Source organism: Haloactinopolyspora sp. (assembly GCF_027324685.1).
Lineage (GTDB): Bacteria > Actinomycetota > Actinomycetes > Jiangellales > Jiangellaceae > Haloactinopolyspora.
This window is the reverse complement of the sequence record NZ_DAHVSH010000059.1, coordinates 1-16,170: the sequence shown is the minus strand read 5'-3', so window position 1 is coordinate 16,170 and position 16,170 is coordinate 1. Positions and strand designations below refer to the sequence as shown.

At 68.4% G+C, this 16,170-nt stretch carries 10 protein-coding genes and 1 pseudogene; 4 read left to right on the top strand and 7 right to left on the bottom strand.

Features of this window, described 5'->3' with window-relative positions; genetic code table 11:
* Window positions 1-458: 458 nt before the first annotated feature.
* The 7 genes and pseudogenes from M6444_RS07455 to M6444_RS07425 all read right to left on the bottom strand — a co-directional run.
* Window positions 459-1,214 (bottom strand): annotated as a pseudogene (locus tag M6444_RS07455) (copper-binding protein); the annotation flags it as partial.
* A gap of 105 nt (window positions 1,215-1,319) precedes the next feature.
* The gene (locus tag M6444_RS07450; protein ID WP_298325012.1) at window positions 1,320-5,393 is read right to left on the bottom strand and encodes a ThuA domain-containing protein; all 4,074 of its coding nucleotides are present in this window, start codon (window positions 5,391-5,393) and stop codon (window positions 1,320-1,322) included.
* 122 nt (window positions 5,394-5,515) lie between these two features.
* On the bottom strand, window positions 5,516-6,466 hold the full coding sequence (locus tag M6444_RS07445; RefSeq protein ID WP_363326276.1) for a multicopper oxidase domain-containing protein: 951 nt from the start codon (window positions 6,464-6,466) through the stop codon (window positions 5,516-5,518).
* A 447-nt stretch (window positions 6,467-6,913) separates the two neighbouring features.
* Entirely contained in the window at window positions 6,914-7,774 is an 861-nt protein-coding gene (locus tag M6444_RS07440; RefSeq protein WP_298325006.1) for a DegV family protein, read from the bottom strand.
* A gap of 5 nt (window positions 7,775-7,779) precedes the next feature.
* Window positions 7,780-10,665, bottom strand: coding sequence for a leucine--tRNA ligase (leuS, locus tag M6444_RS07435; RefSeq protein WP_298325003.1), 2,886 nt, complete (start codon window positions 10,663-10,665; stop codon window positions 7,780-7,782).
* A gap of 243 nt (window positions 10,666-10,908) precedes the next feature.
* The gene (locus M6444_RS07430) at window positions 10,909-11,862 is read right to left on the bottom strand and encodes a GNAT family N-acetyltransferase (RefSeq protein ID WP_298325000.1); all 954 of its coding nucleotides are present in this window, start codon (window positions 11,860-11,862) and stop codon (window positions 10,909-10,911) included.
* A 146-nt stretch (window positions 11,863-12,008) separates the two neighbouring features.
* Entirely contained in the window at window positions 12,009-12,602 is a 594-nt protein-coding gene (locus M6444_RS07425; protein WP_363326275.1) for a vitamin K epoxide reductase family protein, read from the bottom strand.
* A 178-nt stretch (window positions 12,603-12,780) separates the two neighbouring features.
* Between M6444_RS07425 and M6444_RS07420 the strand changes: the two genes are divergently transcribed.
* From M6444_RS07420 to M6444_RS07405, 4 genes are all read left to right on the top strand, one after another.
* The gene (locus M6444_RS07420; protein WP_298324994.1) at window positions 12,781-13,512 is read left to right on the top strand and encodes a DUF4129 domain-containing protein; all 732 of its coding nucleotides are present in this window, start codon (window positions 12,781-12,783) and stop codon (window positions 13,510-13,512) included.
* Entirely contained in the window at window positions 13,509-13,982 is a 474-nt protein-coding gene (locus M6444_RS07415) for a hypothetical protein (protein ID WP_298324991.1), read from the top strand. The genes M6444_RS07420 and M6444_RS07415 overlap by 4 nt, the downstream gene beginning before the upstream one ends.
* Before the next feature lie 2 nt (window positions 13,983-13,984).
* The gene (locus M6444_RS07410) at window positions 13,985-14,974 is read left to right on the top strand and encodes a MoxR family ATPase (RefSeq protein ID WP_298324988.1); all 990 of its coding nucleotides are present in this window, start codon (window positions 13,985-13,987) and stop codon (window positions 14,972-14,974) included.
* On the top strand, window positions 14,971-16,170 hold a 1,200-nt coding region (locus M6444_RS07405; protein WP_298324986.1), incomplete at its 3' end, for a DUF58 domain-containing protein. The genes M6444_RS07410 and M6444_RS07405, both read left to right, overlap by 4 nt.

Below are 16,170 nucleotides of genomic sequence, written 5' to 3'. Positions count from 1 at the left end.
CTGCTCCCCTCCACCCCGCCGAGCGCAATTGTGGACAACCCACCCCGCCCAATTCGCCTGTGGACTCCCCGCCCCCGCGAGTCAAATGATCATGTTCACGATGGTTTTGCCTACCCCACCACCCATGCACGGGTGGTGGGGTAGGCAAACGCCTCGTGATGTTCGCTTCAGGACTGCACGAGCGACCGCGCAACCTTGACGTCGCCAGGCTTCCCGATCTCCGACGATGCCGCGGCGCGTACCAGCGTCGACCGTTCCCGGCTGGTCAGCACACCGTCCTCGACCAGGTCAGCAGTGACGTCGCCGACGTGGCGAACGAAGGCACCGTGCTCAGCCCAGTCACGCTCGTCCTCGATCAGGTCGTTGACCGTGCACCCCTCGCCGGCGTCGTAGTTCGGTACGCCTGTGTCGACACCGCGCAACCACACCGTGTCGCGGTCGTCGCCGGAGCACGTGCCGGGTTCGCCTGCGACGACGGTGAACGCCACCGAACCGACCTCGGACACGTTGCCCGCCACATCCGTCGCCCGGAACTGCACCGTGTGATCGCCGACCGCATCGACGGTCACCGGGTCCGTGTACTCCACGAACCCCGCCCCATCCAGGTCGTACTCCACCGACGCCACACCCGACCCGGCATCAGACGCGTCCAGCGTCACCGTCGCCGACCCCACATAGTTCCCATCGGCGTCCTGATCACCCGACACCTCCGCCGACACTTCCGGCGGCGTCGTGTCGTCGCCACCACCGTCGGTGACCACGAGGATGCCCGACATCGCACTGTGTCCGGGGATGGCGCAGTAGTACCGGTAGGTCCCCGGCGAGAGGTTCACCTGGACTTCGTGCCGCCCCCCGTTCGGGTCGTTCGGACTGGCGACGATGTCGACGTCGACGTCCTGGTTGTACTCCGGATTCGTCGTGTCGAACGTCAGCGTGTGCGTCATGTACGTGGTGTTGCCGGTGGCTTCACTGTTTTCGAACACGATCGTCGCCGGCCCGGCGGTCGCCGTGGTCGGGAAGGACGCGTACTCCGTCACGCTGTCGTCGGCCGTCCACGTCAGCACCTGCTCTGCGGCCGCCTCCGGCTGCGAGGCATCGACACTGGAGGACGTGATGGTCGGGACCGCCGATACGGGCGCGATGAACACTGCCGTGAGCGCAGCGGCCAGCGCCGCCACGCCCAGCGCTGCCGCACCTCGAACTCGTTCGAACATGGGAATGCCACACCTCTCGTGGTTCCGTTGGGGCGTCGGTGGACGGTGGTGGGGCGGTGCGGGCACGACGCGAAGTCGGGCCCGCACCGCCTGGTCAGCGTCCGGTCAGAGTTCACGCACCCTGATGTTGCGGAACTCGATCGCGTCGTTGTCGCTGTGGTTCTGCAAGCCGATGAACCCGCTGGCGAATTGACGCAGGTCCGTCGGCGGGTCACCGTCACGAGACGATTCCTGGCCGGGCGCGTTCTCGAACTCGTTGATCACGACGCCGTTGCGGATGATCGTGTAGTGCTGATCGACCACACGAATCTCGTAATCGTTCCACTCACCCTTCGGTGTCGCTCCGGCATCGTCCAGGCCGACGACGTCGAAGTTGTAGATCGAACCGGTCTTCTGCGGCTCGCCTGACTCACCGTCGTAGATCTGCACTTCGTGGCCGCAATAGATGGCCACCCAGGCCTCGGAATTCGCCGCGGATCCGGTCTGGCCGCATTCCGGGCGCTGGTCCACCGGCGTTCGAGGATCGGGGAACCGGACGAAGACGCCGCTGTTCGCCCGATGACCCTCCGGGGCGACGTCACGGAACTGCAGCTTCACCGAGAAGTCGCCGAACTCCTCGGCCGAATACCACAACATCCCCAGGCCACCGCGGGCGAGCAACGTGCCGTCGTCCTGCAACTCGAAATGACCACTCGGCGCCTGGGACCACCCCTGCAACGACTCGGCGGTCCCGTCGAAGATCGTCACGTAGCCGGTGTCACCGGGCTTACCGATCTCCGACGACGCTGCGGAGCGGATCAACGTCGACCGTTCCCGGCTGGTCAGCACGCCATCATCGACCAGGCCCGCGGCGACATCACCGACGTGGCGGACGAAGGCACCGTGGTCGTCCCAGCTGCGCTCGTCCTCGATCAGGTCGTTGACCGTGCAGCCGCCGCCGACCCCGTGGTTGGTCACACCGGTGTCGGCATCGCGCAACCACACCGTGTCACGGTCGTCCGGGACCGCGCAGCCGACATTGACCTCGACCTCGGCCGTCATCGTCTCGCCGTCGGCATAGGTCACGGTCAGCGTCGCCGTGTAGGTGCCCACCGCGTCGTAGGTGTGCCTCGGGTTCGCCTCGGTCGACGTCGTACCGTCGCCGAGATCCCACTCGTAGGACACACCACCGGAACGCGCGCCGGTGAACGCGATGGTCAGCGGCTTGTCCTGCACGGCCGTCGCCGACGCCGTGGCTGTCGGGGTCGCCGGCCCACCGCTGTAGGTGACGCGGAGCAGCTTCTGGTTGTCCGTGAGGCTGAAGAACCCGCCGCCGTAGTCGAGCATGTACAGCGCGCCGTCCGGGCCGAACTTCGAGTCCATCATCCAGTGCTGCAGCTCGTTGCTGCCGGCACCGGCGCGGATGATGTGGCGCAGATCCTCAGCGAACAGCGGCGGCGCCTGCTCCTCGATGCCGTCCGGATCCACCGTCACCGCGATGCGGTTGTTGGGATTGGACTCGTCCCCGATGAGCCACTTGTCTTCCCAGTACGACGGCCAGGCGACACCGCTGTCGGTGTTCACGTTCTCGCGGTGGTACGTCGGGCCGCTCATGATGGCCTGGCCGCCGCCGCGCAGGTACGGCTGCGTGTACGTGACGTCGTCCAGGTCATAGGTCGGTACGCCGCTGCCGTCGTCGCGCTCGGGGAAGACCGGGCCACCACCGCCGGGCGCGTACCAGATCATGTTGTCGCGCGCGGGTGGGATGTCGACGAGCCCGGTGTTACGCGGCGAGGTGTTCTTCAAGTTGTCGCAGTCGTACCACCCGGTCAGGATCGAGGCGTCCTCGTTGCTTCGGTCACGGTAGGGCTGTCGGTTGCCCATGCAGTACGGCCAGCCCTGGTTACCGGCCGAGGTGATGATCGTCGCGGTCTCGTACTTCGCCGGTCCCAGCTCGGGGTCGGGTTCGAACGCGTCCGGGCCGACCCAGGCGGCCTTCAGCCAATCCGTCTCAGGGTCGATGCTCAGCGTCGAGATGTTGCGAACGCCCATCACGTAGATCTCCGGGCGGGTCTTGTCTCCGGGGTCTTCGGACTCCGGGAACAGGTTTCCGTCGGGAATCGTGTAGGTGCCGTCGTCCTCCGGGTGGATCCGCAGGATCTTCCCGTTCAGGTCGTTGGTGTTACCCGAGGTCCGGCGGGCGTCCTGGAACGAGACGCCCTTGTAGTCCAAGGTCCAGTTGTTGCCCGAATAGCCGCTGGAACCCTGCGACGAGTTGTTGTCGCCGGAGCCCACGTAGAGGTTGCCTTCGGAGTCGAAGTCCATTCCGCCGCCGGCGTGGCAGCAGCTGTGGATCTGTGTGTCCCACTGCAGCAGGTCCACCCGCGAATCCAGGTCGATCGTCGCGGTCGCGGCGTCGTAGGTCAGCCGCGACACCGTGCGCTGGCCGATCCGGTTCTCCACGTCGATGGACTCGTAGGGCATCCACATGATGTAGATCCACCCGTTGTCGGCGAAGTCAGGGTCGAGGGTGATGCCGACGAGGCCTTCCTCGGCCTTCACCAGCTCGCCGCCGCTGCCCCGGTTGCCGAACACGTCCAACGTGGCCAGGAGTTTGACGTCCTCGGTCTCCGGGTCCCACTGGTGGATGGTGCCGCAGCCCAGGCCGACGTTCGGGTCGTCCCAGTCCGGGATTGGCCCGGACGGGCAGGCGGCCTTGCCGATGTAGAAGACGGTGCCGTCCGGAGCGATGTCGAGCCCGTGCGGCTCACCGATCTGGTCGAGCTGGCCGTCTTGGTTCTTCGCCGTCAACCGCTCGATCTCGTAGTTGGAGCCGATGGTCGCCTGGCAGTCGCCGCGCGCCATGCCCGTCGTCCACTGAATCGCGCCGAGCAGGTGGCTGCGGAAGCGCTCCTCGGTGTAGCTGTCGGCGGTGCCGCCCATGCCGGTGTAGAACGAGCGGCCGCCGTCGTAGTCGCGGCACCACGAGATCGGGTGGAAGGCGCCGTTTTCGCCCTCACCCGGGTCGTAGGTCTTCTCTTGGACCTGGGCGATGGTGTGCACCTCGCCGATCGGGTTGGGCGCCCAGTTCATCCAGCGGTCGGTACGGGTCCACGTCATCGGCAGCCCGTCGTTCGCCGGGTGCTGCCGGTCGACGACGCTGACCGTTGCCTCCTGCGGCTCGATCGGCTCCGGCTCGGTGGTCGCGTCACCGGTGAACAGTTGTAGTTCAGCCAGCTGAGTCAGGTCGTCACCGGCGTTTGCCGTGATATCGAGCCGGTAGTACTGGTAGGCCTCGGTGTTCTCGAACTGGAAATCCCGTGTCAGGAACCGGTTCGGGAAATCCTCCCCGCTGCGGCTGTCCAGGTCCGTCCACGTCTGGCCGTCGGCCGAACCCTGCAACGTCCAGTCCTGCGGGTCGCGCCCGGCGAAGTCGTTGGCCGAGGTCAGGGCGTATTGGGTCACCGCGGCTGGTTCGGCCAGCTGAAGCTCGATCCACGCGGTCGGCTCGAAGGCCAGCCACTTGGTGCCGTCGTCACCGTCGATGAGGTTGGCCGCGATCTCGTTCGGCGGGTTCTCCGCGCTCGCGCTGACCTCCACGACCTCCTCGGGATCGGGCAGCGCCCCGACCGGACGCGTGCCGATCAAGCCGGTGAACCAGTCCGAACGCTCCTGAGCCCGCGCCGCGTCGCCGATTCCGAGAAAACCGCCGCCGGCCTCGATATAGGCCTCGAGCGCAGCCTCTTGCTCTCTGCTCAGCTCGGTGCCGGTCGCGGAGAGGAACACCACGCCGCGATAGGCGCCCAGGCTCTGCGGCGAGAACACCGACGGGTCCGTCGACTCCTCGACGGCGAAGCCGTGCTGTGTGCCCAGGTCCTTGATCGCCTCGGTGGCCGCGGCGACGGGGTCGTCCTGCTCGTCGGCAGCGCCGTGGAACACCAGGACGGTGACCTCACCCGACGCGGCGGCATTGGTACGGGGCGACATCCGGGCCGAGTCGGTCTCGCCCGCCCGATCGTCCTGGCCGGTCGCCGACGTCGGCGTGGGTGTCGGCGTCGGCGTCGGCGTCGGCCCACCTTGGGCGGGCACCGCCGACAGGCCGAGCGCCATCGCGGCGCTCGTCGCCAGGATCGCCGCCCGCCGCCAACGGGCCGGAGGGGCCCCCTGACGGTGCGGACGTGCCAGACCTCTGCGTCCCATCGCTACTCCTTCACTTGATCGTGCGCCCCGTGCGTGTGCTGGTTCGGCCCAGTCATCGTGGTGGTGGTAGCTGTCCGCGGTCGGCGTTCCTGCAGGTCACCGCGGGGTGGCGTCGGCGAGCCCTACTCGTGGTCGCCGTGGCCCTTGAAGCGGTCTAGCGCCTCCTGCGCGTGGTCGGGGATGCTGCCGTCGGCGTTGCGGACGAGGAAGATCCCCGACATGCCCTGCTCGGAATGGAACTGGACGTGACAGTGGTACATCCACGCCCCCGGCCCCACGTTCTCGCCGGCGATCACCTGGAAGCCGAACGACGAACCGGGGTTGAGGTCCTTGTTGTCGATCACTGCGCTGGGGTCGTTCGGCCCGCTGAGCCATCCGGTGCGGTTGTCGACCCACTTGTGCGCATGTAGATGGAAGGTGTGAAAGAGATCGCCATGCCCGATGGCGATGAACTCGACGCGCTCGCCGAGGTTCGCCTCGAAGATCGGCGTGTCCGGCGCCATCTTGTTGTTGATCATCATGCCGTTGAACACCACGGTGAACTGCCGGTCGGGTAACACGTCACCGCGCCGGCGCACGATCAACGCACCGTAGAGGCCCTTGGCGATGCCGACGGAACCGTGCGGTGATCTCATGGCGTGATCGTGGTAGTGCCAGTACCCGGCGCTGCCCGGCTTCCACAGCCGTCCTGGGCCGGTGGAGGGTGCGTGGCTGCGCCACACGTAGGTACGCGTCTCGCCGGGCTCGTTGAACGAATCGTTCAGCGGGCTACCGTCGGAGTCGACGTCGTAGTCCACGCCGTGCGGGTGGATCGACAGTCGCTCGTCGGTGTTGTTGACCAGCTCGATCTCGAGGGTGTCGCCTTCGAGCATCTCGAGGATGGGCCCGGGCACTGTCGCTTCGCCCGGAGCGTAGCCGTAGCCGATGTCGCCGCTGGGCAATTCCTCGGCGTACAGCGTGATCCGGTGGGTCTCTGCCGTGGCGGAGGCGGCGTGGCGCACCGAGTCGTCCGCTGCCACGGCGGTCGACGCTACGGCGGGAACGGCGACACCTGCCGCAGCGCCGGCCAGCATCACACGGCGTGAGACCTGACGTGCCGATACGGCGTTGTCATCGTGACTGTCAACCATGGGTCTCCATCCGGTCAGCCCGGTGTGCCCGCACCGGGAGGCGACGACTGAGGGGACATCGACGCAGCTCGAGCGCGATGTGGGCGACGTCGGAACGCTGCCTCGTCCGCACTCTCGGCGGTCGCGCTCGTCGATGACATTCCATGACGAGGCACAATAGGGGGACTTTTGCATGGACGTCAATCGAAAGTTTCTGACATATCGTCAAATGCCCGGTGTCTATTGCCTAGCCAGCACCAGGTTTGCCACGGAAGTTTTCGCTGCGGCCGATGCCGGACATGGGTAACCTGGACCCGACTATGCGGGTAAACGCTTTCCTAGTGTGCTGCAGCGTAAGGTCGACGGTTTCACACGGTCAAGGACTCGCCGGGCGCTACGGACCGGTCCGTGTCAGCGCGGGCTGACGACCACGGCGATCAGTCCTGGCCCCACGTGGGCGCCGATCACCGCCCCCACCTCGCTCACCACGACGTCTCCCACACCGGGCAACCGCTCGGCGAGCCGGCGCGCCAAGTCATTGGCGCGATCGGCGTGGTCGAGGTGGTGGACGGCGACGTCGACGCGGGAGCTCTGGTCGACCCCCGACGTCGCCCGATCGACCGCCAGGTCTTCCAGCCGCGCCACCGCACGCGAGGTTGTCCGGACCTTCTCCAGCAGCTCGATCCAGCCATCACGCAACAGGAGCAACGGCTTGATCGCCAACGCCGTACCGACCACCGCCGACGCCGCGCCGACGCGCCCGCCGCGCCGCAGGTGTTCGAGAGTGTCGACGTAGAAGTACGCCGACGATCGCCGCGCGCGCTCCGCGGCCGCGGCGGCGACTTCGTCGGCGGTCAGCCCGCGTTCGGCTGCCTCCGCCGCGGTCAGCACCGCGAACCCGAGCCCCATGCCGAGTGATCGGGAATCCACCACATGCACGGGAATCGGCGCATCACGCGCGGCCAAGCGTGCCGAGTCGGCGGTCCCGGACAGGCTTCCGGACAGATGTACCGACACCACGCTCGTGGCGCCGCGCACGCTGACCGACTCGTAGACGTCGAGAAACGTCCGGGGACTCGGCCGCGACGTCGTGACCGTCGCATGCGAGCGCAGCGCCTCGGCGATGGCGACCGGACCCACGTCGTCACCCTCGTCGTGCGGCTGCCCGTCGACGATCACCTGCAGCGGGACGATCTCGATGCCACGCTCGGCAACGACATGCGGTGACAGGTGGGCCGTCGAGTCGGTGACGATCGCGATCCGGCCGGGCATCAGCCTCAGTCCGGAACGACGTTGACCAGTTTCGGCGCTCGTACGATGACCTTGCGCACGCCCCGCCCCTCCAGCGCGCGCTGCACCGCCTCGGACGCCAGCGCCTGCTCCTGCAGCGTGTCGTCATCGACCGACGGTGGCACCTCGATGCGGTCGCGCACCTTGCCCGCCACCTGCACCACGCACGTCACGGTCTCGTCGACCAACAGGTCCGGATCAGGCGTCGGGAACGGCTCGTAGGCCAGCGACGTCGAATGGCCCAGTCGCGACCACATCTCCTCGGCGATGTGCGGCGCCACCGGCGCGATCATCAGCACCAGCGGTTCAGCCACTTCGCGCGGCACAGCGGACAACTTCGTCAGGTGGTTGTTCAGCTCGATCATGCGTGCGATCGCGGTGTTGAACCGCATCGCGGCCATGTCCGAGCGCACGGCGTCGATCGTGCGATGCAGGATCCGGCGGGTCTCGTCGTCGGCAGGCTCGTCGACGACGGCGGTCTCCCCCGTCTGCTCGTCGACCACGTTGCGCCACACCCGCTGCAGGAACCGGAGCGAGCCGACGACCGCGCGAGTCTCCCACGGCCGCGACTGGTCCAGCGGGCCCATCGACATCTCGTACACCCGGAACGTGTCCGCCCCGTACGCGTCGTACATCTCGTCCGGGGTGACGATGTTCTTCAGGCTCTTGCCCATCTTGCCGTACTCACGGCGGACGGGCTGGCCGTTGTAGACGTAGATGGTCTCCGACGTCTCGGGGTCTTCGACCTCTTCGACCTGCTCGGCCGGCACGTACTGCCCGCGGGAGTCGACATAGGCGTAGGCCTGGATGTAGCCCTGGTTGAACAGCCGGAAGTACGGCTCTTCGCTGGACACCCAGCCCAGGTCGTACAGGACCTTGTGCCAGAACCTGGCGTACAGCAGGTGCAGCACGGCGTGCTCGACGCCGCCGACGTACAGGTCGACGCCGCCGGGATCGTCAGCACTGCGGTCCGGCTGCGGGCCCATCCAGTACCGCTCGACGTCGGGGTCGACGACCCGCTCGTCGTTCGCCGGGTCGATGTAGCGCAGGTGGTACCAGCACGAACCGGCCCAGTTGGGCATCGTGTTGGTGTCGCGACGGTAGCGGCGCGGGCCATCGCCCAGGTCCAGTTCGACCTCGACCCACTCCGGCACCCGCGCCAGCGGCGGCTCCGGCTCGGTGTCGGCGTCGTCGGGGTCGTAGGTCTTCGGCGAGTAGTCCGGCACATCCGGCAGCAGCAGCGGCAACGCGCTGTCCGGCAGGGAGATCGGTCCGACCTCGTCGTACACGATCGGGAACGGCTCGCCCCAGTACCGCTGGCGGCTGAACAGCCAGTCACGCAGGCGGTACGTGACCGTACCGGTGCCCGCACCGCGCTTCTCCAACCAGCTGATCATGGTGGCGATCGCGTCGTCCTTGTGCAGCCCGTTCAAGCTGATCTCGTCGTTGGCGGAGTTGATCGCCGGGCCGTCACCGACGTAGGCCTTGCCGTCGAAGTCGTCCGGCGGCTGCACGGTGCGCACGATCGGCAGGTCGAACTGCTCGGCGAACTCCCAGTCGCGCTCGTCCTGGCCGGGCACGGCCATGATCGCGCCGGTGCCATAGCCCATCAGGACGTAGTCGGCGATGAAGATCGGCACCTGCTCACCGTTGGCCGGGTTGACCGCGTAGGACCCGGTGAACACGCCGGTCTTGTGGCGTCCTTCGGTCTGGCGCTCCAGCTCCGTCTTCATCGACGCCTGTCGGCGGTAGGCCGCGACAGCCTCAGCCGGCGTCGCGAAACCTCCGGTCCACGGCTCGCGCGTACCCTCGGGCCACGCCTTCGCGGTCAATTCCTCGACCATCGGGTGCTCTGGCGCGACCACCATGAACGTCGTACCGAACAAGGTGTCCGGGCGGGTGGTGAACACCTCCAACTCGCCACCGGGCGCCGCGAACCGGACCGTGGCGCCGGGCGAGCGGCCGATCCAGTTGCGCTGCATGGTGCGGACCTTCTCCGGCCACTGGATGCGGTCCAGGTCATCGACCAGCCGGTCGGCGTAGGCGGTGATCCGCATCATCCACTGGCGCAGATTGCGCTGGAAGACCGGGAAGTTTCCGCGCTCGCTGCGGCCTTCGGCGGTGACCTCTTCGTTGGACAGCACGGTGCCCAGAGCGGGGCACCAGTTCACCGGCGACTCGGAAATGTACGCCAGCCGGTGATCGTCGATGATCCGGCGGCGTTCGGCGTCGTCCAGCTCGGCCCAGGACCGTCCGCCCGGCACCTCGCGCTCGCCCGCCTCGAACGCCTTGACCAGCTCGTCGATGGGGCGAGCACGGCCACGGCCACCGTCAGCGTCGGCGTCGTACCACGACTCGAAGATCTGCTTGAAGATCCACTGGGTCCAACGGATGTAGTCGGGGTCGGTGGTCGCGAACGAGCGCCGCTCGTCGTGCGCCAGACCCAGGCGGCGCAGCTGGCGCTTCATGTTGACGATGTTCGCTTCGGTGGTCTCGCGCGGGTGGCGGCCGGTCTGCACGGCGTACTGCTCGGCAGGCAGGCCGAACGCGTCGTACGACAACGCGTGCAGGACGTTGAAGCCGCACATCCGCTTGAACCGACCCACAACGTCGGTGGCGATGTAGCCCAGCGGGTGCCCGACGTGCAATCCCTTGCCCGACGGGTAAGGGAACATGTCCATCAGGAAGAACTTCTTGCTCGGCACGTCTTCACCCTTGGCCGCCGCCTCGTCCGGGTTCGGCGTGTGGAACGTGCCTTCGCGTTCCCAGCGGTCCTGCCAGTAGTGCTCGATCCGCTCGGCCAGTTCGCTGGTGTAGCGGTGCGGTGCCTCGTCACCCGTGGGCGGCGTGGTGCTCGTCTGCAGCTGGCTCATCGGGAGTCGTCCCTCATCGTGTCCGTGGTGTCATCAGGCCAGAACGTGAAAAGACCCCTCACGCAGGAGGGGTCCGCCGCGCCGACGTGACGCCATGATCAGGCGTCCACTACCAGTCAGCGCGGCTCCGTAAGGAGAAGCAGGCCTCGCACACGATCAGTTTAGCGCATGTGCCGCGAGCGAGTGTGACGCCCGGGCGGGTCTCCGGCGACCGGGACGAGCCGGGCAGGAGCCGCCGAGCGCTCAGCCTGAGGCCGCGGACTTGACGAGCACAGCGTCCCGGCTGAGCTCACGGAACCCTACGCCCTCGTACAGCTCCCTAGCCGCTGAGTGACCCGGCGCGCCCAGGCAGGCCACCGTCATGTGGGTGGCGCCGGCCGCGCGGGCGAGCTGCATGCCATGCAGAAGCATCGCTCGGGCCAGGCCTCGGCGCCGGTAGTCGGGGTGAGTGCCGACCGGTTCGAACTCAGCGGTCTTGTTCTCCTCGTCCAGCCACATGATCGCCGACGACACCATCGAGGCGTCCGGAGCCTGCACCAGGACGTGCAGGTCACCGCGGTATCCCGGCGACGTCCGGACACCTTCGTAACTTTCGGCTGTGTACGCCGAGGGCGCCCAGGCGTCCACGTGGGCCTGAACCACAGCCTGCGCATCGACGTGGTCGGCGGTGCGGAACCGGAAACCGTCGGGCAGCACCGGCTGTTCGATGTCGACGAGATCGCGTTCGTTGAGCCGGGACCAGGTGCCGGTGTCGCCGAGTGAGGCCGGGTCGGCGTCGTAGCCGTGCGCAGCCCAACGCCGCAGTCCGAACTCGTCTGCGGCTCCGGCCAGCACCGTACGCCGCAGACCGGCGGCCGTGGCCTCGTACCAGCCGATCACCTCGTCGACGAGTTCGGCGTGGTCCGGGTGAACCTGAAACGCCAGGGATGCGCCCGTGACGTCCTTGACCGACCCGTCGCACAGCCGCACCTGACGAGGAAGTCGAGCCCAACCCCACGCCACCAGGTCGCCGCCGGCGAACCAGAGCTCACGCCGCCAGCTCGCGCCGTCATGGACGTGTCCCCGGCCCCAGTTCCACGCCAGTTCGCCGAATGACGCGTCGGCATTCACGAGGTCCGGGCGGATGGCGGTCAAGCGCTGGGCCAGGCCCTGCATGAGCCGTAGATCCGCGCCGGTCAAGGGTTCACTATGGGCCATGGTGCGCCACTGTGGCAGGGTGTCGGGCCCGCCGTCGAATGATTTTCGGGCGGCCGCCGAAGGCACCACGAGGCGAACTGTCGCATCACGAGGCGTGCACGGGTGGTGTGGTTGGGATTCGCATGCTGAACATGATCATTTGGGGATCAAAATACGAGGTACCAGCGGTCCCAGAACTCGATGGTGATCAGGATGGCGATGATCAGGTACCAGACGGCGGTGATCAGCCCGCGGCTGTCGACGACGGCCCGGCGCAGGCCCGCCGGAGCCTTGAGGTGTCCCTCGGACAGGTTGTAGCCGGTCGTGTAGACGAAGATCGGAATCGTGACGGTCCAGACGACCATGCAGTAGGGGCACAGGGCACCGATGTAGTACACGCTCTGCACGAACAGCCAGGTGATGAACGCCGCACCGAACAGGGCGCCGGTGTTGAGACCCAGCCAGAACCACCGCGGCAACCGCGCGCCGCCGAGCACCGCCACCCCAGCGGTCACCACCACCGGAAACGCCGCGACACCGATGATCGGGTTGGAGAAGCCGAACAGCTCGCCCTGCCAGCTCTGCATCACCTGTCCGCAGCTGACGACCGGGTTGAAGCTGCACGACGGCGTGTAACCGGGATCCTCGAGCAACAAGATCCGCTCGATGATGAGGATGGCCGAAGCGACGGCGCCGATGGCACCACCCACGGTGAGCAGCCAGCCGAGCGCGACAGCCGATGCGCGACGTTCTTCGAGCACCTCGACATCGTCGTCGAGTTGGTCTGTCTCCTGCACGGACATAACTCACCTGACGTGTTGGCCGGACGTGTCGGCGTCGGTATCCGACGCACCATCAAACGTACGCCACCGCAACTTTGTGCCCGGCACTGATCACGATTTTGTCGCAGTGTCTCAGCGATGTGTCAGGATCGTCGGGATGCGCGGCACGGATCGGTCCGCCAAGGCGTGGACGGCGACGGCGGTGCTCATGGTGTGCGCGGTGGTCGTGATCGTGGCCGCCGGTCTCGGGCCGATCAACGTCGTCGAACCGGGGTGGCTGTCCGAAGCGGACGGGTTCGACCCCGACGAGCGAACCATGCCTCGGGAGCTGCCCACGACGACCATGACCATGACGTGGCCCACCGAGCGGCCAACGGACACCGGCACCACGGACTTTCCCTGGAACCTCGCCCTCGTCGCGATCCTCGTCGCTGTCGTCGTCCTGGTGCTCATGCTCATCCGGGGTTTCCCCCGGCCCGGGTGGCGGCGGGCTCGCCGCAGCGTCGTAGGCGGAACCGTCGAGGCATGGCCCGATGCGGCTGAGGACCTGCGCGCCGGCGCCCGCACGGCGAGCGGGGTGCTGGAGGGATCGGGCTCCGCCGATGCTCAGACCGTCATCGAGGCCTGGCTCGCTCTGGAGTCCGCCGCGGCCGGTAGCGGTGCCGCGCGAGACCCGGCGCAGACCCCCACCGAGTTCACCGCGGCGCTGCTGCGCCGACACCATGCCGACGAGGTGGCGACGTCGATGCTGCTCGGCCTCTACCACCGCGCCCGGTTCTCCGCGCATCCCGACATCGGCGTCGACGACGTCGCTGCCGCCAGGTCCGCTCTCGCGACGATCTTGCGGACGCTCAGCAGCCACACCACGCCGATGGAGACGCCGTCGTGAGCCGCCGCGACCTGCTGCGCTGCTTGTTCGCCGGTGCCGCTGTCGGCGGCGGCAGTTGGCTGTTCGGCGTCCAAGGCGCACGCCCGATCCTCCTCGGTGCTTGCACCGCAGCAATCGTGGCGGCGTTCATGACCGTGCCGGCCGGGCATCACCCCCGCTGGCCGCACCAACCAGGTTCCGCCCGCGGCGGTGGCTCCGCCCAGGTCTGGCGATTGGCGAACCGGATCACCCCACTGGTCACGCGCCGTGGCGGAGCCGATGCCGTCCTGCAGAATCGGCTCACTCGGTTGGCGGTGGCCCGGCTGGCTCGCCTGGGTGTCGCCTGGACAGACCCCCGTGCGGCCGAGGTGCTCGGCCCCGACGTCTACCGTGCGCTCACCACACCACGGTTCCGCCCCGACCTGAACGAGCTCCAACGCATCGTCTCCGCCGTCGAGAACGCCGACACCGCAGCTACCGGAGGACACTGATCATGACGCCCACGAGCGGCGGGACGACGGCACCGCCCCGGCCGGTCGCCGACATCGCCCGAGTCGGCCGAGACGTACTGGACCGGGTCGGAACGGCCGTCGTCGGGATGGAACGCACCCTGCGCCTGGCGCTGGCGACGGTGCTCGCCGGCGGCCATGTCCTGTTCGAGGACGTCCCCGGCCTCGGCAAGACACTGGCGGCGCGGAGCCTCGCCACCGCGCTGGGCCTGGAGTTCCGGCGCTTGCAATGCACCCCTGACCTCCTGCCCGGCGACGTCACCGGTTCGTTCGTGTGGGATCCGGGTACGCGCGAGTTCTCGTTCCGGCCCGGGCCGGTCTTCGCCGGTCTCCTCCTGGCCGACGAGATCAACCGCACCCCGCCGAAAACCCAATCGGCGCTGCTCGAGGCCATGGCCGAACGCCAGAGCACCGTCGAGGGCCGCACCTTCGAGCTGCCCCGCCCGTTCCACGTGCTCGCCACGTCCAACCCGGTCGAGTACGAGGGCACCTATCCGCTGCCGGAAGCTCAGCTGGACAGGTTCATGCTCCGGCTGTCCGCCGGGTACCTCGAGCCGGCGAGCGAGGTCGAGGTCCTGAACCGGCGCATCGCCCGAAGGCAGGAACAGACCGAGATCGATCCGGTGGTCGACGCCGAGACGGTGCAGGCGCTGCAGGCCGGTGTCGAGTCGGTCGACGTCGACCCGTCGATCATCGCCTACTGCGTCGACCTCACCGCCGCCACCCGGAGCCATCGCGGGGTCGAGGTGGGCGCGTCGCCACGCGGGTCGCTGGCACTGCTGCTGGCCGCCCGGGCCGTCGCCGTCCTCGACGGCCGCGACTACGTCGTCCCTGAGGACGTCAAGGAAGTCGCCGTTCCGGCGCTGGCGCACCGCCTCACGCTCACCCCTGAGGCGTGGACCATGCAGGTCCGGACCGCCGACTTGGTCGCCGAGGTGCTCGATCGCGTCGCAGGCCCGACGTCGACCCGATGATCAGCAGCGGACCGCGGTGGCAGCCCACGCCGGCGCTGAGCCGGTCGGTGCTGCTGCCCATCGTGCTCGCCGGCGTCGGCTTGGCCGCGGGCCGCGTCGAGCTGGTGTTGCTCGGCGTACCGCTGATCGTGGGTACCGCACTGGCGCTCGGTGGGACACGACCCCCGGACGGCGTGCCGCGGGTGCGCGCCATCGGGCCGAAGATCACCGACGTGGGTCGCCCGGCCACGGTGGCCGTCGAGATCGAGCCGTCCGAGGCACAGATGATCACGACGGTGCTGGTACCGGAATCCCCCGGGTCGCTGGCCGAACGCGTCGCCACCGCCGCCCCGGCGGAGCAACCGCGGCACATCGTCGGCGAATCCACGCCCACCACGTGGGGTACGCAGGTGCTGGCCCGGCCCGACCATCTGGTCGTCGGCGCCGACGCCCTGTTCATCGCCGGGCCCGTCACCGCAGCGCCACGCACCGCCCAGGTGTTGCCGGCTGTCACCACCACCCTCCCACCCGGGCCGCTGCCGGCACGTCCGGCCGGCATGGTGGGTGCGCACCGCTCCCAACGCCCGGGCGAAGGAACCGAACTGCACGACGTCTCCCCGTTCGCGCCCGGCGACCGGCTCCGGCGCATCGACTGGCGGGTGACGGCGCGGCAAGCCGGACCCCACGAGCTGCTCTACACCCGCCACACCCAGGTCGACGCGGACGCGGACGTGATCTGCTGCCTCGACAGCCGCTTCGATCTGCAACCGGAGGTACGTCTGTGGTCCGAGCCGGCGACTCCGGAGGACTCCCACGACGCCGGCCCCCGCAGCATCGACATCGGCGTCGACACCGTCGCATCGATCGCCGCGGCCTACATCGCCCACGGTGACCGGGTCGGCGTCCTCGACCTCACCCGCCAGATGGATACCGTCCGGCTGGGCAGCGGTAGCCGGCACCTGCTGCGTCTGCGGACGTACCTGGCTCGTCACACCCATCGGCCGGGCACCGCGGACACCTCGGCACTCCCCCGCCGGGTGCCCCGTTTCCCGCCGGGTGCCGTGGTCGTCGTGGCGTCGGTGTTCATGGACGACGCCGTCGCCGCGCTGGCAACGTCGTGGCGGCGCTCGGGTCACCCGGTGCTGGCCGTCGACGTGCTGCCGACCCCGGTCGTCCGGATGGCCGACCCCGCGGCCACGCTCGCCGCGCGGGTCGTG

Excerpts from the sequence above, each read along its gene's own strand:
- M6444_RS07450 (WP_298325012.1), bottom strand. The coding sequence starts at position 5,393 with ATGGGACGCAGAGGTCTGGCACGTCCGCACCGTCAGGGGGCCCCTCCG.
- M6444_RS07445 (WP_363326276.1), bottom strand. The coding sequence starts at position 6,466 with ATGCTGGCCGGCGCTGCGGCAGGTGTCGCCGTTCCCGCCGTAGCGTCG.
- M6444_RS07440 (WP_298325006.1), bottom strand. The coding sequence starts at position 7,774 with ATGCCCGGCCGGATCGCGATCGTCACCGACTCGACGGCCCACCTGTCA.
- leuS (WP_298325003.1), bottom strand. The coding sequence starts at position 10,665 with ATGAGCCAGCTGCAGACGAGCACCACGCCGCCCACGGGTGACGAGGCA.
- M6444_RS07430 (WP_298325000.1), bottom strand. The coding sequence starts at position 11,862 with ATGGCCCATAGTGAACCCTTGACCGGCGCGGATCTACGGCTCATGCAG.
- M6444_RS07420 (WP_298324994.1), top strand. The coding sequence starts at position 12,781 with ATGCGCGGCACGGATCGGTCCGCCAAGGCGTGGACGGCGACGGCGGTG.
- M6444_RS07410 (WP_298324988.1), top strand. The coding sequence starts at position 13,985 with ATGACGCCCACGAGCGGCGGGACGACGGCACCGCCCCGGCCGGTCGCC.